This is a genomic window from Burkholderia sp. L27(2015), from assembly GCF_009765705.1.
GTDB lineage: Bacteria > Pseudomonadota > Gammaproteobacteria > Burkholderiales > Burkholderiaceae > LMUX01.
This window is the reverse complement of record NZ_LMUX01000021.1, coordinates 503,160-521,234: the sequence shown is the minus strand read 5'-3', so window position 1 is coordinate 521,234 and position 18,075 is coordinate 503,160. Positions and strand designations below refer to the sequence as shown.

Below are 18,075 nucleotides of genomic sequence, written 5' to 3'. Positions count from 1 at the left end.
AAAAGGGTGTGTCGGAAAAATGCCCCGGGCCCAATCGGACACTCTCCGACCAACACAACTCTCGCATAGGAATAATCCGGCGCGCGTATCACTTTCAAGCGCGTGGAGTTTTCATCGATCAATTCGTAGTCCGGATAAACGAGCGCCACTTCGGGCTGTGCGCTCAAAGCCTCTACAGCGAATTTAACGGCGTCGGGCATCAGTTTGTCGTCTGCGCTCAGGTAACCGATGATATGACCACGCGCACGCGCCCATCCGCGGTTCAGCGTCGCGGCTTGCCCCATATTGAAATGACTGTCGACAATGCAACGATCCGCATAGGCTTGCAGCAAGGTGAGGGTCTCGTCGGTCGAGCCGTCATCGAGCAAAATGACTTCCAGGTTAGAATAGGTTTGCGCGAGCAGGCTTTGAACAGTCTCATCGATATAACGAGCAGCGTTATATATCGGGACGACGATGGATACCAGTGGCACAGATTCAGTCATAGAACTCACAACATCGATTGATGTGGCCGGAAGAGCCTGGGCAACAATCAGCCTCTCCATAACGATGATAATAAAAGGCGCAAATCACGTAGCGATGGGTGTGTCCAGATGCCAATGCGCCAGCGGGTACATAGCCACATCACGAGTGTTTGCAGCGCAAGCCCAATGGCGGAGCCTAGTGCTACCCCTACCGCGCCCCAAGTTTGCACCATCGCGAAACCCAGCCCCACAGTGAGCGCGCCAGCCAGCACGGTAATCCACATCATGTCGCGCTGATGCCCCGTCATCATCAAGGTATAGCCGCACGAACCGCCGGCAATATTGACAAATTGGCCAAGACTCAGGATGAGCAACACCGGCAGACCGCCGCGATAAAAATTGCCGAAAGCCAGTCCGATCAACTGTGTACCGAACATCAGAAAAACGCCCAAAGCAATGGCTGCGGGCAACACCGCTAGTGCTGCGGATGCGCGTAAGACACGTTCCAGTGCGATGCTGTCCCTGCGCGCGTACATTTCACTAATAACGGGGAGCAAAGTGGAATTGATGACGAGCAGGGGAACCGTCATGAATTGGGTCATGCGTACGGCGGCCCCATAAATCGCCACCGTATCCTGACCGCGCCCGGTACTTAGAATCCAGACGTCGGCTTGTGTTAGCAACAGCAGTGTCAAATTGACGATCCACAACGGCGCAGAAATCGCGAGCATTTCCCGCGCGTGAAACTGAGGCTTGCCCGTCAATAACTTGATTTTTCGGCCAATTAGCCAGCCGGCGCAAACGAAATTGATCACCCCCGCTGTGACACTGAGCGTCACAGCAGACGCCAGCGTGAGGTGGATGCCGAATAGTAGGCACATCAGAAAAAAGAGCGCTCCGAGCACGCTGATAACCAAGCCGCCGAAAATCGACGCAAAACGGATGTCATGCAGCCCGCGGAACATTTCAGCAACGATGAGTTGCAAAGTAAAGACGGCGATCCACGCGGCACTCAGCCAAATCAAATGAGGACCCGCCAGGCCGAACACGTGCGTGGTAAGCCAGGTGCCGGGCGCGATGATTAGCACTGCTGCAATCAAAATGAGCGCACCGGCAACGAGCGCGAAGGTCATGAAGATGGCGCCTTTGGCGCGACCAGGTTGGTTTATGCTGAGCGACTCCGCTATCAGCCGCACGATACTAAAATTGAGGCCGAGCATAGCGATCGCTGAGGAGGCCGCCACCAGACTGTAGATCAAAAAATACGAGCCAACCTCGTGTGGCGTCAGCATGCGAGTCAGCAATACGCTGACTGCGAAGCCTGCCGCGATCGCGAGGGCGCGCGAGGCCAGAACCCACAAGCCGCCGGAAAGTAGGCGGGCAGAAATGGAACGCGAGGCTGGCAAAGTCTGGGTCAAGGCGTCTTTAGGCAAATGGCAGTGAGAAGTCACGCAGACGTTGCGCAGGCTGAATAGCACCATCGGAGCGGCGGGAACGGCAAAGCAGCGTGCCAAGCACCACGACAGAAAATTGTAGCAGAGTCGTTATCAACGATGCGGATTGCCGTGGTCAGGGAGCGTTCAGCGATACCGCAGAGCGCTCGTCTCCCTCAAGTTCTTTCTTGCGGCAATCGACCTGGATTGGAATCCGCTTTTGCGGATCTATGTCTAACGGCACAGCACTCAACTGATTGCCCCACACGCAGCCTGTATCTAATGCGCAAAGCCTGTCTCGTAACACTAGGCCGAGAGCCGCCCAGTGGCCGAATACCACTATCACATCGTCGGTTTTACGGTCTGGCACGTCGAACCAAGGCATGAAACCTGCCGGCGCGCTCGCCGGAGGGCCGCTATATCTTGTTTCCATTTGGCCGGCAGCGTCACATAAGCGAATTCGTGTCAGCACGCTAGTGACTGACCGCATGCGCTCGATGCCTTTGAGCCTTGGATGCCAAGGTTGAGCGGGGGCCGCAAACAGTTCGCCCGTAAAGCTACGCCACGTAGGGGCGCGCAGTTGTGCTTCGATTTCGCCCGCGAGTTCCAGCGTATTGGCAACATCCCATTGTGGGAGTACGCCCGCATGAACCATGAGCCGAATGCCATCGAAATGGGCCAAGGGCCGATTTCTCAGCCAATCGATCAGCTCTACCGCATCGGGAGCTTGCAGGATCTCGTCAAGCGTATCGCCCGGCTTTTGTTTGCGGCTACCAGCAAAAATGGCAAGCAAATGCAAATCGTGATTGCCGAGAATAGAGGTTGCTTGTTGACCCAACTGAATCAGCTTGTGCAGTGTAGCAAGCGAACTCGGTCCTCGGTTGACGAGGTCACCGACAAACCACAGGGGGCTTTCAGACGTCAGGTCGAGCTTGCCGAGTAGGCGCGCGAGTGCATTGCAGCAACCTTGCAAGTCTCCGATGCCATAAGGAACCTGAGCCGGGACCGCAGCGCGCGTGGGCTCTCGGTGACGAAGAGGCGGGGAGGACGGAGTCGGAGCCTGCGAATTCATTGTGCCTGTCCTGCTTCGATTGAGTTGGCGGTATCGTTACGCTGAGTTACGAAGAGTGGCCCATCATACTTTTTTCCCTGCACCGCCGCTCTCGCGGCGGGCAATTATGCCCGAATTTCACAATGGCTTCTGACGTCAAACTGATCCAGCCACCGCCGTTCAAGCTCGCGTGCGGCTGTTCTCGGAACGCTGCAAAGACGATTAGATCCGGCGGGCATCGAGTCGCGAGCTTGTGTTCGCTCGGGGCAATCGGTCGCTAATCGCGCATCGAGGTGAACGTCGCCGGACGGCACCCCGGCGAAAAGCTTTATGTGGCGCTCCTGATTGCCAGTGGTCTTCAGTCAACCGAGCGCACGCACATTTCTGCACGAATGAAAAATTCCTTACCAGGGTGCGGCTCGAGCCGCAACCCGAGGCTCGATCGCGGCAGAAAACAAAGATGTCTGTACGCTCTATTTGCTGTTGACAACGATGGTGGTTTGTTACGGTACTACAGACCGAAATCATGAAGTGGCCGGCGCGAGCAGAAGAGGCGATTGCTAGCTCAACTGGGTGATGGCGAATCGAGTTGAATCCTTGCGTTTCGTGGTCAGCACCTCAGTTGTTTTCAAGCCATCAAAATTGTCTGGCAACACTTCGACATGTTACAATTATGACGGTTAATTGGGGTTTGTGCACAACGTGTTGGGTGGCTTCTCAGGCCGGCCAGTACGGCCCCACCCGCAGTTGGGCTTTATGGAACGTATATAAAAGAAGCTGCAATTTTCTAAATGTTGGGGCTAGTTGGGTGAGTCTAATTAATAAAGCGGAATTTGCTGCAAAAACGGCACGTTCAAAAAATAAAGGCTCTGATTTCGCAGTAAGCTACAAAGGGGCAATAGATATTCTTAAGCAACCAGATGATTGCGTCGAGCAGGCCAGCTGTCTTCTTATTCCCGTTATCCTATGCGGTGGCGCCGGATCCCGGCTTTGGCCCGTTTCACGTGAGTTGCATCCCAAGCCATTCATTCGCCTGAAGGATGGACAAAGCCTCTTGCAAAAGGCTTTTCTGCGAGGTGCGCAGCTTCCGGGTGTTACCGAGGTGCTGACGGTCACCAATCGAGAGCTTTTCTTCAAGGTAGAGGATGAGTTTCGTCAGGTGAACGCGGCGGGCGTTGCCACGTCCTTCATTCTGGAGCCGTTCGGGCGCAACACCGCCCCGGCGATTGCTGCCGCCGCCCTTCAGATGGCCGAAAAGCATGGCAATGACGCCGTCATGCTTGTGCTTGCGGCAGATCACTTGATTGCCAACCAACAGGCCTTCCAGGAAGCGGTCATTGCCGCTACCAAGCTGGCCAGCGAGGGTCGGTTGGTCACCTTCGGCATTCAGCCGGACGCCCCTGAGACCGGTTATGGCTACATTGAAGCCGACGGCAACACTGTGCTGCGCTTTGTGGAAAAGCCGTCACTTGAAAAGGCGCAGCAATACGTCGCGTCCGGCAGGTTCCTTTGGAATTCCGGGATGTTCTGCTTTTCGGTTGCGACAATGTTGCGGCAAATGGAATTGCACTGTGAACCGATTCTCTCCGCAACGAGGGCTTGCCTGAGCCAGTCCCGATTGGCCGAGGACAAGGGGTTCACCCGGATCGAGCTCGATCCCCATGCTTTCACGAGTGTGCCCGACGGCGCGATCGATTATGCAGTAATGGAAAAGTCGGATTGTGTTGCCGTCGTGCCCTGCGATATAGGCTGGAGCGATATTGGCTCCTGGACGGCATTGGGCGACCTTGCCGAGCCGGATGTAAATGGCAATCGTGTGCAGGGAGATACTCTGCTACATGATACGCAGAACTGCACCATCCAAAGCGGTGATCGCTTGGTCGGTGCGGTCGGGGTCGAGAACCTTCTTATCATTGACACGCCGGACGCTGTTCTGGTGGCTAGCAAGTCCTCTGCTCAAGACGTAAAGCACATTTATGCAGAGTTGAAGGCGAAAGGCCATGAGGCCCATAAACTGCATCGTACGGTGCACCGCCCGTGGGGCACTTACACCGTGTTGGGGGAAGGTGACGGTTTCAAGATAAAACGCATTGAAGTCAAGCCTGGCGCGAGCCTCAGCTTGCAAATGCATCGTCATCGCAGCGAGCATTGGGTGGTGGTCAGTGGGCAAGCCAAGGTAATCAATGGGACGCGGGAAATTCTCATTGGTACCAATGAGTCCACGTATATTCCCGCTGGTCACAAGCATCGTCTTACAAATCTTGGCACCACACCTTGTGTGATGATCGAGGTGCAAAGCGGCGATTACGTTGGAGAAGACGACATCGTTCGTTTTGAAGATATCTATGGTCGGGTGAGTTCATGACTGGTCGGGTAGCCAAAATACGCTACATAGCGATCGAGCGAAATGAATAAGAAGACGCCCGTAGCCCTGTTCGCCTATAACCGTCCCGATCACACGCAGCGCGCCTTGGATGCTTTATCCAGGAGTCGGCGGGTCGAAGACTGCGAGTTTCATTTGTTTGCCGATGGCCCGCGAACGGATGCCGCTCGGCCGGCGGTCGAGGCTACTCGAAAAGTACTCCGTGAATGGGCGGTTTCTTTCGACGCACGGGTAATCGAGCAGCCGCAGAATCTTGGTCTCGCCAAGTCGATCGCGACTGGCGTGTCCGATCTCTGCGCCCGCTATGGGCGGGTCATTGTTGTTGAGGATGACCTTGTCGTAAATCCCGATTTTTTGCATTACATGATCGAGTCATTGGACCGCTACGCAGATGACGAGCGGATCATGCAGATCTCGGGCTTTACGCTAAGTACGCCTCCCGGAATCACGACTGACGCTTTCCTACTCCCTGTCACCACGACCTGGGGCTGGGCCACGTGGCAGCGCGCCTGGCAGCATTTCGCGTGGCAGCCGGTGGATCTGGAGGGCGCGAAGCGCGACGGCAACTGGAGAGAGCTGTTCGACTTGGGAGGCACTTGCGCGTTTTCGACGATGCTTGAAGATCGCCTGGCGGGGCGCAACGATTCTTGGGGCATTCTTTGGTGGTATGCGGTTTCACGACTCAATGGTTTGGTGGTGTATCCCACGAAAAGTCTTGTATGGAATGGTGGTTTTGATGGGTCGGGCATTCACTGTGGCAGTGACGATGTTCTCCAGCAAGGCGATGTTTTGGGAAATCTGCGAGCAAACCTTCCGACTTCGTTGACTTTTCCATCCGAAACGAGCTTCGAGCAGGAGCATCTCTATCATCTGGAAACGTTCTTACGCTCCAAGGGCGAAGTTGAACGCCCAGAAATAAATGATTTGGGTCGTACGAAGCAATTTAAAAATTGGATTCACAAATTCACTGGGAAGCTTCGCAATGCGCTTTCTTAGCCGATTATGTCACCGAGCAATGTCTAGGTTGGCTAGAGAGCTCGCCGCAACAAAGCACGCAAATGCGGGGTGGAATAACTGCACGCTGGATACGGGGGGGACGCTTTGCGAAGAGGCTGAAATTGGAAACTTTTCGGGCGGTCCAGAAAAGATCAGAATCGGCAAAAATTCGTATATACGTGGTCGTTTGCAAACCTATGGCCACGGGGGGCAAGTGACCATCGGTGACTGGTGCTATGTGGGGGTCCGCACGGAAATTTGGTCGATGGAGTCGATCACAATTGGAAACCGCGTGCTGATCGCTCATGACGTCAATATTCACGATGGTACTGCTCATTCAACGAATGCCTCAGAACGACATAAACATTTCAGGGATATTATCGAACGCGGTCATCCGACACGCAAAGAGGATATTCCAGGCATACAATCCGCGCCCATTGTAATTGAGGATGATGTGTGGATTAGTTTTGGCGTCACGATCCTAAGGGGAGTGCGAATTGGTGCCGGAAGTATTATTACAGCAGGGGCGATCGTAACGCGCGATGTTCCTCCAGGAGCGGTTTATAGATGCGAAATTTCCCCAGTAATATCTTTGCTCGATTGTTAAGATTTGCTTATCGGCATGCTAAAGCGGCAAACGTGAGTTCGGGCGCTGCGCAAGGGTACTCCGTCAACTCAGATGGTGCGGTTCTTGCTGGCTACTCCGTAGAATATCGGTCTGGTTCGACGGACGACCGCGTCAAGATCGGTAAAGGCTCCGTCTTATCATGTCGAATTGTCCTGGAGCGCAGTGTTGGTACTGTGTCAGTTGGGCATGACACCTATATTGGCGGGTCGCAGATTATTTGCGCTGATCAAATTGAAATTGGAAACAACGTTCTTGTTTCATGGGGCTGCACTATTGCCGATCATGATTCTCATTCGCTTGATTGGCGGGAGCGTGCAGAAGACGTTCGCAAATGGCGTGAAGGTCTCCTGAGCGGAGGGCTCGAGAAAGCCAGTGAGTTCAAGAACTGGGACGTTGTGGAGAAGGCGCCGATTCGGATCGAAGACAAAGTGTGGTTAGGAATGAATGTGACCGTCTTGAAAGGCGTGACTATCGGGGAAGGATCCGTAGTCGCAGCTGGCTCGATAGTAACCAAGGATGTCCCATCATGGACATTGGTTGCGGGCAATCCCGCCAGAGTTATTAAGGAACTTCCTCAAGAATGACCAAGATCAGTTGGGAGCAGGCTGTTCAATGGCTGCGCGATCAACCCGGGCAGCAAGAGCTCGTGAGAGCATGCTATTTTGATGATCCGCTACCAGCGGCTGCGGAGCGTTTTTGGAAAAGCGTTGAGTGGAAATCGATAGCGGCCTTGTTGCCAGTAGCGAGAGGTAAAGTTGTTGATCTTGGCGCAGGGCGAGGTATCAGTAGTTATGCGCTTGCACGAGACGGATGGCAAGTGACTGCGCTTGAGCCGGATCCAAGCAATCTTGTTGGCGCCGGTGCAATTCGTTCTCTGGCCGAAGCGACTGGTTTCTCTATCAATGTGGTCGCTGAATATTCCGAGAAATTACCTTTTGCCGACAACAGTTTTGATGTTGTGAATTGTCGGCAAGTTTTGCACCACGCACGAGATCTGAATCAAACATGTCGTGAGATATTTCGCGTGCTCAAGCCCGGCGGCGTGATGGTTGCCACCAGGGAACACGTCATTAGTAATAAAAAGGATCTCCAACGTTTCCTAGATGGTCACCCTCTGCATAAGTTCTATGGAGGGGAAAATGCATTTTTGCTTGACGAATATCTGTCGGCAATGCGTTCGGCGGGGTTGGAAGTCCAAAAATCATTGGCTCCACTTGATTCGCCCATTAACTATTTTCCAATGACGACCGAGCAATTTTTTGACTACTGTACGCGTCCTGTTGCTGCAATTCTAGGGCGAACGCTAGCCGGGTTGATCTTCAATTCCAATCACGTGATGGGCAGGGCGCTGATGCGACTGCTGGTGAATATGATCAACCGCCGCGATCAAACGCCCGGTCGGCTCTATTCGTTTTTGGCCACTAAACCGGTGAGCAAGGTGGCCGCGAGATGACTCAGCGAGCTTCAGAAAGAAAGGCCTCGCAAGTGATTCGTACGTACGAAGCCACCGCTGAATTACTTGGGCCGGTTGGTTCTCTGCGTTTGGCATTCAGTGAATTATTTTACTCGCGCCATGTCATCTGGCATCTCTTCGTGCGGGACTTTGTTGCCGGTTTCCGCCAAAAAATACTGGGTTATTTGTGGATTGTAGTAGCCCCTCTTCTGGGTATCGCCAGTTTTGTATTCATGCAAGCAACGGGGATTCTGAATCCCGGTAACGTCGGCATTCCCTATCCTATTTATGTTTATATCGGCACCACAGTCTGGGGGCTCCTAATCAGCTCAGTGACGACCGTCGCGGGTGGATTGATCGCCAACACGGATCTCGTCATGCGTACGAATATTCCAAAAATTGGCCTAGCGCTTACGGGGATGGCCAATCTTGCATACAATTTAGTGATCAATTTATTTGTATTGCTATTGATTCTCGCGTTTCTTCGGATACCACCTTCCCCCTGGGCCTTACTGTATCCGGTGATGGTGCTGCCTATCATCCTGCTTGGAGTCGGGCTGGGTTTGATTCTCGCCGTGGTAGGGGCGGTTGCGCGCGATGTGACGGGCATGCTTGTGACGCTGCTGAGTCTTGCGATGTACATTACCCCGGTCGTTTATACCGCCAAGTTTTCGCAGCCGTTGCTGAGGGCTGTTGTGTTCTGGAATCCACTTACCTATTTGGTCGATGCGCCCCGAAGCCTCTTTGTGCTTGGAACCATTGCGCACCCTGAGGCATACGGTCTGGCTATCGGCTTTGCCATTTTGGTGCTGTGGCTGGGAATCCATTCCTTCTACCTGATTAAAGACAAAGTAGCGGAGCGGCTATGAGCAAGCAGCAATGGGCCATCCGCGCGGAAGGCGTTTCGAAAAAATTCGGTCTTACTTTGCGTCAATCGATGCGCTATGGTCTGCGCGACGTAGCCCGTAAGTTGCTCGGCCAGTCAAGCCAGAGCGGCGTATTGCGTGAAGGAGAATTCTGGGCCGTTAATGATGTTGGTTTCGAGCTGCGGAGTGGGGAAGCTCTCGGTATCATGGGTGTAAATGGCTGCGGGAAGACGACGTTGTTACGCGTACTCAATGGCGTATATGCGCCGGACGCTGGTCGCATCCAGATCCGTGGTCGTGTAGGCGCGCTGATCGCAGCAGGGGCGGGTTTTGCGCCCATGCTTTCGGGCCGTGAAAATGTCTACGTCAATGGCGCCTTGTTGGGTCTGACTACCAAGGAAATCGATGATTTGATGGATGAGATCATCGCCTTTTCTGAGCTTGGCCATTTTATTGACCTGCCCGTAAAAAATTATTCCACTGGCATGTACGTACGTCTAGGTTTTGCAATAGCAGCCTTAAGCCGTCCCGATGTCCTACTGATGGATGAGGTGTTGGCGGTCGGTGATCTTAATTTTCAGAAAAAGTGCTTTGATCATATCCTCCAACTGAAGCGGCAGGGGACCGCAATCATATTAGTTTCCCACTCCCCGGGGGCGATCTGGTCTGTTTGTGATCGGGGGCTGCTCATGGATCACGGACATGCGGTTCTTGACGATTCAGCTGAGAACGTTATCCGTGCTTACGATGATCAGAATTCGCGGAACGCCGCCAGCGCGGGCATTCAGTTTGATAAGGCTGTTGACGCGCACCAAGGAACAACTGCTGCTGAAAGTGGATTAAAAGCCGAATATGGCCATTCGCAAGGTGGAACTGGCGACGTTGTTTGCCAGGATGTAAAACTTTATTGCGTATCCGCAGCAGAACAAAAAACTGAGTTTGAATTCGGTGAGTCGATACTGATATCTGCCGAAATAGAAGTAAAGCATCCACAGGAGAATTTGCTATTGCGATTCACTGTTGACGCTGTTCACTATCGTTTTATCGCGTCGATCGATAGCTACGAACAGGGCCTTCAATTGCCGCATGTTAGCCCAGGTTTTTATAATCTCCAAGTGCGGCTTCGGGCGCCGAATTTTCGGCCAGGAGCATATACCCTCAACGTCGGTATCACCCGCAAGGAGGTGGGCGTCCACTTGTTCTATCGGTTCGCAGCAGCTCGTTTCATTGTGAAGCATCCGGCAAACTCATTTTTATATTCGGATAACAATGCGGTGATGCATATTCAAAGCGATTTCGAATTCACTGCTGTTTCCGATGAATTGTCAAATGCACGCAATTTGGCAGATCAGACAAGATGGGTTGAAAGTCAATGATTCAGCGCCTACGTAAGCTAATCGCGCGCCTCCTGAGAAGCATTGCTTTTCGATTATCGCCAGAATTTGCAGATAATATAGATTATGGTCTTGAGCCTTATTCGGCGGATGGCTGGGATCATATACCTCAAGGTCAATATGATTATGTGCCTAAAGGGGGGTATATTTATGGATTGGCGAATAAGTTTCTACTGGTCCCAAAAAATCGCTACCGTGTTGTTCTGCTACCCGATCAGACACGAACCACAGATTTGGGCATAGGATGGATAACCGAAGATAATTCCGCGGATGGATATGACCAGCTTTGGGGCGACTCGTCGAATCTCGAAGCATTTGGTGCTGAAGGCAATCATGCTCGAGATAGGCTAACCATCGAGATCGTCGACCATATAGAAGCCCGAATTGCGTCGGATGCGAAGGTGGTCGATATTGGTTGCGGCGTCGGCGATTTGCTGAGTGAGGTTCGTAAGCGCAGGCCCGCCATTCGCATATTCGGCCTCGATTTTTCGTCCAAGGCGGTTGAAGGGGCAGGCGCAGCGATGCCAGACGGAGAGTTCAGACAGTTCGTTATTGAACGAACCCTGCCCTACGAAACGGCTTCTTTCGACGTGGTGATGTGTACCGATGTACTTGAACATCTGGAAAATCCCAGGCTCGTGGCTGCAGAATTAGTGCGGATTTGCCGCCCGGGTGGATTGGTGGCGATTGTAGTCCCTGACGGTGATGTCGATCAATTTTTTGGACATTACTGGTTCTGGAATGAGCAGAGCCTCGGCGCGCTGCTGTCAGACTGGAATGCGACGGTCTCACGCTTGCCGGATACACGGGAGTTTCTAGCCCGCATATCCGTCGATGACGATAAACGGTGTTCGTGATGTTTGACAAACTGTCTGCAGCTTTTGAGCGGTTCCAACTCTTCTGCGTGGCTTGCTTGATGCGGAGTATCGCCAACCGCCAGTCGGTTCCGAAGGCCACATCAGATGGCGCGGTCCATCAGTTGTTGCCTGTTTGGGTTCAGCTGGTTGCTTCGAGATGTATGCCACAGGATCCAGAATTGCGCGCCTCCGCTCGTTCAATGCTGCTTGAGCACCTTCCTTCTGAGGCTTGGCCGCTAATTCCATCATTGGAAAAGCGCGGTGCTCCCGTGATGAGTACGTGGACTTTTCAGAACGAGGTGATGAGTTGGGATCTTGCGCCTGATGACTTGGTGCTGGATGTCGGTTCCGGTGGTTGGCCGTTCAAGCGGGCGAATCATCTGGCTGACAAATACCCTGAGAAGACTTCTCACCGCGTAGAGGCCATGGTGCGCGACCAGCGCCCTTTTTTTGAGGTCGACCTTCAGCGTCTACCTTTCAATGACAGAACTTACGATTTTGTCTTCTGTTCGCATGTTCTCGAGCACATGGATAACCCTGGGCAGGCAATCAGAGAGTTGGTGCGCGTGGGGCGGCGGGGCTACATCGAAGTGCCCACACGGCTGTCTGATGTGATGTTCAACTTCACGCGTCTACCAAATCACCATCGCTGGCATGGCATTGTATTGGGCAAAACTTTGGTGCTGACCGAGTGGAACGAATGGGAGCGACGTGATCTGGGCAATGATTTCTTTAACGCATTGCATAACGAATATGCCAATGCATTTCAGGATTTCTTTGAGCGAAACCGCGACCTGTTTTTTGCTTCTTATCACTGGGACGAAACGGCCAATTTTCTGATCATCGACAAGGAGGGCCGCATTATCGACTCGTCTCTAGATGAGACTTCTAGCAGCAGTCAGGCGAGGCACTGAAATGTCGGGAATCGCCAAGCCGACAGTATTTGCTGTTATCCCTGTTTTCAATCGACTGCACTTCACACGCGACTGCATTCTGCATCTCAAGGCGCAGCGTTATCAGCCTATCAAAATCATCGTGGCTGACGGGGGGTCAACGGACGGCACCGTAGAGGCAATTCGTACGGAGCATCCAGACGTGGCGATGCTGGTGTCTGACGTCGAGTTGTGGTGGGCCGGCGCGATGGCGCGGGGTATAGCCTATGCCCTTGATGAAAGCCAGGGTGTGGACGACTGCGTTTTGATGATGAATAACGATACGCAGATTGCTGACGACTATGTCGAGACGCTGATGCGGGCCGCAAAAGCCCATGACTCAGCGGTTGGCGCGCTGGTCGTGGATAGCCGCGACGCAACGAAAATTCTGGATGCGGGTGAATATATTGACTGGGATTCCTATTCATTCCCGGTCAAGAGCAGTGTGGCGGTGGGCGAGAAGTTTTGCGACGACGTCGACGTGTTGCCAGGGCGAGGGAGTTTGGTGCCGCTGAAAATGATTCGCAGTGCAGGCAATGTGGACGCGGACATGTTGCCTCACTACCTGGCGGATTACGAGTTTTTTTGTCGCCTCAAACGGTATGGTTGCCGGCTGGGCGTCTGCTATGAGACACGCATACTGGCCCACATTGAAGAAACCGGGATCGTACCGAGCATTGGAAAATCCAGTTTTCGCTCGATTTGGCACGAAACCTTTTCCCGGCGTTCGATGAGCAATGTGGTCGATCATTGGCGCTTCGTGGAGCGACATGCGCCGCGTCAATTCAGTGCAGCAATTCGCCGGCGGTTGATACGCAGGGTGATTGCCGATTTCACGTTACGTACACCTTTACGCCCGATATTCCTACCGGCGTATTGGCTAATATCTTTACCCTGGCGTATTGCTGCGGTAATTCGAGCGCAGCAGCGGATGTTTTCGTGTTTCGCAGTCGCTATTCGCGAGCGAGGCATTGATGTACTTTGCGCCCCACAGAAATTCCCGGGCCTAATCCGCTTGCCTCTTTACCTTTTTGCGGCGCCTGGGCCACTCAGCCCTGTAGATTTGGCTCGGCATGGGTTTAACCTAGATGAACTCCTTGCACAAGGCCTGCTGAGAACCTTATCCGTTGACGGCTGGTACGCCTTTGAAACTTTGGATTTTTCCGATAGGCATGACGCGGCGAAACTAAAGCGCTTGTTTTGGTCAGCGTGGAATCCCGTGCATAAATTGGCCAACACCTTAACCTGGCGCAAAGCATTACAAAAAAAGGCTGAGGCATGAGAACGTCGCCAATACAGCTCACGATCGGTATCGAACTGATTGACGACCCCGCATGGATGGGCGGCACACTCTATTTGCGCAATCTGGCGATTTGTCTTTCGCACTTACCAGAGAGCGAACGACCCAAGGTGCGATTGTTTGGCGCGCCAAACGTGCTATCGGGCTTTCTCAGTGAGTGGGGGCATCTGCCAATTTTTGATTCTGCCGCCGATAGCTGGCCTGGGAGAGTTTTACGGCGCCTGGGTTTGCCGATAAAGCCGGTAGTGCCCGTCGATGTGGTCTATCCTGGGTTTGGCGCTCAAATACCCGGCGCGGTTACCGTGCGCTGGATTCCCGACTTCCAGCATCGCTACTTGCCGCATCTATTTTCGGCCGACGAAATTGCTGCCCGGGATCGTTCTATCGGCGATATTGCAAAACAGTCCGGTGTCGTTGTCTTTAGCAGCGAGGTCGCAGCGGACGATTTTCGCCGTTTTTATCCTGCTCATCATGCTGTGCCCAGGGTGTGGCATTTTTGTTCTTTGCTTGAAACAACCAAACCGGCATCGCCAACGACACTACAAAAATATGGCCTACCGGAAAAATTCCTCTATCTGCCAAACCAGGTTTGGGTACACAAGAACCATATTACTGTTCTGAAGGCGCTAGCTCGCTTGCGACACGAGCAAGGTATGATCATTCCGCTCGTGTGCACAGGCGCGCAATCGGATCGACGTAACGAAGCCCATTTCGCGAGCTTGTTGCAGTTCATTGAAGAGCAGGCATTGCGCGACCAGGTACATCTGCTCGGTTTGATCGATCGAGGCGAGCAAGTCGATGTACTACGTCATGCCGCCGCGGTTGTCCAGCCTTCGTTGTTTGAGGGATGGAGCACGGTCGTGGAGGACGTTCGCGCGACAGGCCGGCCGGTTTTTCTATCCGACCTTCCCGTCCACAGAGAGCAATCTCCCGAGCGATGCACCTACTTCAATCCTGAGTCAGAGCAACATCTGGCATCGGTGCTGGCAGGCCAGTGGCTTGGCCTGCAGCCAGGTCCAGATTATGTCGCCGAGAAAAATGCGCGAGAGGCTCTGCAAAATCGAATACTGGATTCTGCGCGTATATTTTGTGACATTGCACGAAATGCTCTGGGAATGAGCAAAGTATGACTCACGGGCTGACGATTGAATTCATCGAAGATTCCAACTGGCTGGGCGGCTCAATTTATATTGATAATCTGCTTGCCGCGCTCTCCACGCTACCGTCGGCATCTCGCCCAAGGATCCGTTTGCAGTTGCTGTCTTCGCCGGGAACCCCCCTTGCCAGGCGGCTCCTGGGGCATCCGATAGTTGACGGACGGGGGCGCGACAACCGGGCGGGTGATCTGATTGCGACCGCACGCCGTATCCATCGTGGGCTGGTGCGCCGCGCACCATGGATTGGCCATCTATCGAGGGCGCCCGATAATGAGTTATATTTTCCAATTTTTGACACAAAACAGTCGTGGCGCAAGAGTCTCTACTGGATTCCCGACTTTCAACCTCATTATTTGCCTGAGCTGTTTGATTCGGTAGAGTTGTCCTCGCGATTGCAGAGTTTCAAAGATATTGCCAATTCACAGGGCATTTTGTTGTTATCGAGCAATGCAGCGCTTGCTGACTTCCGTCGATTTTATCCGGGTGCGACGGTGGAACCCCGTGTGTGGTCGTTTTGCAGCAGTATTGAGGCTGGGTCTTCTAATGTCTGTAACGAAATAATCGATAGATTCGGTTTGCCAGAGAAATTTCTCTACGTCGCAAATCAATTCTGGCGACACAAGGATCACGCAACCGTTTTCGAGGCATTGCGATTATTGCGGGATAAAGGGTTAGAAATACCGCTGGTCTGTACCGGTCTTCAACACGACCGCCGCGACCCCGACTATTTTGGCAATCTGGTCAAAGCACTGGCGCGAGACGGGTTACAGCGTCAGGTGCGATTTTTAGGCGTTGTGCCACGTGAAGAACAAGTTCAGTTGCTCAGAGCCGCTGCAGCGATATTGCAGCCTTCGCGATTCGAAGGCTGGAGCACCGTAATTGAAGATGCCAAGGCACTGGGAAGACCGATCATCGCATCCGATATCGCCGTGCATGCGGAGCAATTGTCGGGTGTGGATGGCGCATATTTATTCCGCGTATCCGATGCCACCGATCTAGCGGAGCGTGTTGCAGCCGTGTGGCCAGACTTGCAAAAAGGACCGGCTCCTCAATTGGAAGCGTTGGCAAACGCGCGAAGGAATTTGAGGCGGCAGGACACTGCACATCAGTTTGTGACTATTGTCGACGAGGCGGTTGCTCATTCGCCAGGTAACGTTAAACAAAATAGGAAAATCCAGTAATGTGCGGTATCAGTGGTGTTATTTCTCCAAACAAGGTTCACGAGGCCGATGCATCCATCGTGAGGCAAATGAATCAGCGTTTGGAGCATCGTGGTCCTGACTCAGAAGGCATTTTCGCTAGCGAGCGCGTTATGCTGGCGATGCGGCGTCTTTCCATTATCGATTTGGCCGGTGGCAAGCAGCCGCTATTCAATGAGACACAGGACATCGCCATCGTATGTAATGGCGAGATCTATAACCACCACGAATTGCGCGTTGAACTGGAAGCTTTAGGGCATCGGTTTTCATCTCACAGCGATGTGGAAACGATTGTCCACGCATACGAAGAGTACGGCATCGAGTGCCTTGGCAAGCTGCGTGGCATGTTCGCTTTCGCGCTTTGGGATGCCAAGAAAGATAAGCTGCTGTTGGCGCGGGATCGAATGGGTGAGAAGCCCCTATATATCCATCGCGATGGAACAGGCCGGCTGTGGTTTTCCAGCGAGTTACGCAGCCTCAGGGCGGCCATGAAAGCACCACCGCGACTGACGGCTGAGGCTTTTAACCTCTTTTTGACGTTTCAGTATATCCCTGAGCCGGCCACCCTGCTCGAGGGCGTGGAAGTTTTGCCTGCAGGCCATTACTTGGAGCTGACCCCAGGAGAGACGAACGGGGCCAGCCGCCCGTATTGGGATTTGTCGCATGCTCACGAAGACCCGTCCCAGCCCGTGGCTGTTACCGAAGAAATCCTGGACAATGCCTGTCGTCTGATGGGGAGCGCTGATGTTCCGGTTGCGGTGGCGCTGTCTGGCGGCATCGACTCCAGCCTTGTGGCCGCACTGACCGCGCGTCACTATCCGGGGCAACTTCATGCGTTTACGATTGGCTACGAGGGGCGGCCAGACACGGACGAGCGGGGATTCGCCGCCTCTTTGGCCAAAGAATTGGGAATAGGTTTTACTGAGGTTGAACTCAGCACCCAAGACGTCATTGACGGCTTCCCAGCACTGATGGCCGCCATGGATACGCCGATCGGCGACATCGCCGCCTTTGGATACTACTCGGTTTGCCAGGCGGCCAGAGAAGCAGGCTATCCGGTGTTGCTTTCGGGTATGGGCGGGGACGAATTTTTCTGGGGTTACGAATGGGTGCGTGAAGCCGTGACTCGGAATGAGGCCATACTGGCGGGCAACGTAAGCAAACCGTCATGGTGGCAACGCATTTTCGGCAAAAAGGCAGACTTGAAGCCAGATTTTTTTGGTGTCCACCCTGACTTGCGCAATGGTGATGCCTGGTCGCGTGCACTGATGCCTGCTTCGGTACGCGACGCGTTACCTGCTGGATTTTGGCTGGATCAGGCCAAGCTGGATCTCTCGCGTCCCGTTCACCAAGCTGTTTCCGATCTGCTGAATCGAACTTGGCTGCGTTCCAATTGTCTGGCTCTGGTGGATCGCATGAGTATGGCGCATTCAGTAGAAGTGAGGCTACCTTTGCTCGATGTTGATCTTGTAGATCGGGTTACTGGCATGCGCAACGACGGATTGGTGGACTGGACCAAACCCCACAAATGGTTGTTGGTCGAAGCGCTTCGTGACGCTCTGCCCGCAGATGTTTTGGCACGCAAGAAACAGGGTTTTACGCCGCCGGTACGCGACTGGTTGAAAGGTATTGTCAAGCGCTTCGCACCGCTGCTCGCGAACGGCGCACTGGTTCGCCAGGGGCTGTTGGACCCCGAGCGCGCACGGGGCAATTTGTCGGAATTTGATTTACCTTTCCTATACAAGCTGACATTGATTGAGTGTTGGGTCCGGTTGCATCTGGAAGGGCAAAGTGCCGAGGAACTGCTCAACTGGGGCACGGGAGCAAAATGAGGATGTTTCGTAACATTTCCGCGGTATTGACGGCGGTGCTACTGCTAGTTACCTCAAACGTATGGAGTGCCGATCACATTCAAATACGTAAATTCATGATCCTTTCGCATTTAATGCAGATGGAAGGCAG

The 18,075-nt window shown here is 53.4% G+C and carries 16 protein-coding genes; 13 read left to right on the top strand and 3 right to left on the bottom strand.

Going from position 1 to position 18,075, the window contains the following annotated elements:
- From GSQ77_RS20735 to GSQ77_RS20725, 3 genes are all read right to left on the bottom strand, one after another.
- On the bottom strand, positions 1-485 hold a 485-nt coding region (locus tag GSQ77_RS20735; protein ID WP_158904643.1), incomplete at its 3' end, for a glycosyltransferase.
- A 47-nt stretch (positions 486-532) separates the two neighbouring features.
- Positions 533-1,882 carry an oligosaccharide flippase family protein gene (locus tag GSQ77_RS20730; protein WP_158904642.1) on the bottom strand — a complete coding sequence of 450 codons (1,350 nt, stop codon included), beginning with the start codon at positions 1,880-1,882 and terminating at the stop codon, positions 533-535.
- 151 nt (positions 1,883-2,033) lie between these two features.
- On the bottom strand, positions 2,034-2,879 hold the full coding sequence (locus GSQ77_RS20725; protein ID WP_254067814.1) for a symmetrical bis(5'-nucleosyl)-tetraphosphatase: 846 nt from the start codon (positions 2,877-2,879) through the stop codon (positions 2,034-2,036).
- Positions 2,880-3,900: 1,021 nt separating this feature from the next.
- Between GSQ77_RS20725 and GSQ77_RS20720 the strand changes: the two genes are divergently transcribed.
- The 13 genes from GSQ77_RS20720 (at position 3,901) to asnB (ending at position 17,945) form a co-directional block, all read left to right on the top strand.
- Positions 3,901-5,313 (top strand): mannose-1-phosphate guanylyltransferase/mannose-6-phosphate isomerase, encoded by a 1,413-nt coding sequence (locus GSQ77_RS20720; RefSeq protein WP_254067813.1) that lies wholly within the window; start codon positions 3,901-3,903, stop codon positions 5,311-5,313.
- Between the two features lie 42 nt (positions 5,314-5,355).
- Positions 5,356-6,327: a glycosyltransferase family 2 protein gene (locus GSQ77_RS20715; RefSeq protein WP_158904639.1), complete on the top strand. Its 972-nt coding sequence runs from the start codon at positions 5,356-5,358 to the stop codon at positions 6,325-6,327.
- Between the two features lie 19 nt (positions 6,328-6,346).
- Positions 6,347-6,934: a DapH/DapD/GlmU-related protein gene (locus tag GSQ77_RS29845; RefSeq protein WP_301951175.1), complete on the top strand. Its 588-nt coding sequence runs from the start codon at positions 6,347-6,349 to the stop codon at positions 6,932-6,934.
- Complete coding sequence (locus GSQ77_RS20705; protein WP_158904637.1) at positions 6,895-7,539, top strand: DapH/DapD/GlmU-related protein; 645 nt, start codon at positions 6,895-6,897, stop codon at positions 7,537-7,539. The genes GSQ77_RS29845 and GSQ77_RS20705 overlap by 40 nt, the downstream gene beginning before the upstream one ends.
- Positions 7,536-8,408 (top strand): class I SAM-dependent methyltransferase, encoded by an 873-nt coding sequence (locus GSQ77_RS20700; protein ID WP_158904636.1) that lies wholly within the window; start codon positions 7,536-7,538, stop codon positions 8,406-8,408. Before GSQ77_RS20705 ends, GSQ77_RS20700 begins: the two co-directional genes overlap by 4 nt.
- A 125-nt stretch (positions 8,409-8,533) precedes the next feature.
- On the top strand, positions 8,534-9,277 hold the full coding sequence (locus tag GSQ77_RS20695; protein WP_367889696.1) for an ABC transporter permease: 744 nt from the start codon (positions 8,534-8,536) through the stop codon (positions 9,275-9,277).
- Positions 9,274-10,650, top strand: coding sequence for an ABC transporter ATP-binding protein (locus tag GSQ77_RS20690; RefSeq protein ID WP_158904634.1), 1,377 nt, complete (start codon positions 9,274-9,276; stop codon positions 10,648-10,650). The genes GSQ77_RS20695 and GSQ77_RS20690 overlap by 4 nt, the downstream gene beginning before the upstream one ends.
- On the top strand, positions 10,647-11,525 hold the full coding sequence (locus GSQ77_RS20685; protein WP_158904633.1) for a bifunctional 2-polyprenyl-6-hydroxyphenol methylase/3-demethylubiquinol 3-O-methyltransferase UbiG: 879 nt from the start codon (positions 10,647-10,649) through the stop codon (positions 11,523-11,525). Before GSQ77_RS20690 ends, GSQ77_RS20685 begins: the two co-directional genes overlap by 4 nt.
- A complete protein-coding gene (locus tag GSQ77_RS20680; RefSeq protein WP_158904632.1) occupies positions 11,525-12,439 on the top strand; it encodes a class I SAM-dependent methyltransferase in 915 nt (304 codons plus the stop codon). Before GSQ77_RS20685 ends, GSQ77_RS20680 begins: the two co-directional genes overlap by 1 nt.
- 1 nt (position 12,440) lies before the next feature.
- Positions 12,441-13,739 (top strand): glycosyltransferase family 2 protein, encoded by a 1,299-nt coding sequence (locus tag GSQ77_RS20675; protein WP_216854924.1) that lies wholly within the window; start codon positions 12,441-12,443, stop codon positions 13,737-13,739.
- Positions 13,736-14,887 carry a glycosyltransferase family 1 protein gene (locus GSQ77_RS20670; RefSeq protein WP_158904630.1) on the top strand — a complete coding sequence of 384 codons (1,152 nt, stop codon included), beginning with the start codon at positions 13,736-13,738 and terminating at the stop codon, positions 14,885-14,887. Before GSQ77_RS20675 ends, GSQ77_RS20670 begins: the two co-directional genes overlap by 4 nt.
- The gene (locus tag GSQ77_RS20665) at positions 14,884-16,095 is read left to right on the top strand and encodes a glycosyltransferase (RefSeq protein WP_158904629.1); all 1,212 of its coding nucleotides are present in this window, start codon (positions 14,884-14,886) and stop codon (positions 16,093-16,095) included. Before GSQ77_RS20670 ends, GSQ77_RS20665 begins: the two co-directional genes overlap by 4 nt.
- A complete protein-coding gene (gene asnB / locus GSQ77_RS20660) occupies positions 16,095-17,945 on the top strand; it encodes an asparagine synthase (glutamine-hydrolyzing) (RefSeq protein WP_158904628.1) in 1,851 nt (616 codons plus the stop codon). Before GSQ77_RS20665 ends, asnB begins: the two co-directional genes overlap by 1 nt.
- Positions 17,946-18,075: the final 130 nt, after the last annotated feature.

What these genes read in the sequence shown, in the direction of transcription:
- GSQ77_RS20685 (WP_158904633.1), top strand. Translation starts at nt 10,647, where the DNA reads ATGATTCAGCGCCTACGTAAGCTAATCGCGCGCCTCCTGAGAAGCATT.
- GSQ77_RS20690 (WP_158904634.1), top strand. Translation starts at nt 9,274, where the DNA reads ATGAGCAAGCAGCAATGGGCCATCCGCGCGGAAGGCGTTTCGAAAAAA.
- GSQ77_RS20700 (WP_158904636.1), top strand. Translation starts at nt 7,536, where the DNA reads ATGACCAAGATCAGTTGGGAGCAGGCTGTTCAATGGCTGCGCGATCAA.
- GSQ77_RS20705 (WP_158904637.1), top strand. Translation starts at nt 6,895, where the DNA reads ATGCGAAATTTCCCCAGTAATATCTTTGCTCGATTGTTAAGATTTGCT.
- GSQ77_RS29845 (WP_301951175.1), top strand. Translation starts at nt 6,347, where the DNA reads ATGTCTAGGTTGGCTAGAGAGCTCGCCGCAACAAAGCACGCAAATGCG.
- GSQ77_RS20675 (WP_216854924.1), top strand. Translation starts at nt 12,441, where the DNA reads ATGTCGGGAATCGCCAAGCCGACAGTATTTGCTGTTATCCCTGTTTTC.
- GSQ77_RS20715 (WP_158904639.1), top strand. Translation starts at nt 5,356, where the DNA reads ATGAATAAGAAGACGCCCGTAGCCCTGTTCGCCTATAACCGTCCCGAT.
- asnB (WP_158904628.1), top strand. Translation starts at nt 16,095, where the DNA reads ATGTGCGGTATCAGTGGTGTTATTTCTCCAAACAAGGTTCACGAGGCC.
- GSQ77_RS20680 (WP_158904632.1), top strand. Translation starts at nt 11,525, where the DNA reads ATGTTTGACAAACTGTCTGCAGCTTTTGAGCGGTTCCAACTCTTCTGC.
- GSQ77_RS20665 (WP_158904629.1), top strand. Translation starts at nt 14,884, where the DNA reads ATGACTCACGGGCTGACGATTGAATTCATCGAAGATTCCAACTGGCTG.
- GSQ77_RS20670 (WP_158904630.1), top strand. Translation starts at nt 13,736, where the DNA reads ATGAGAACGTCGCCAATACAGCTCACGATCGGTATCGAACTGATTGAC.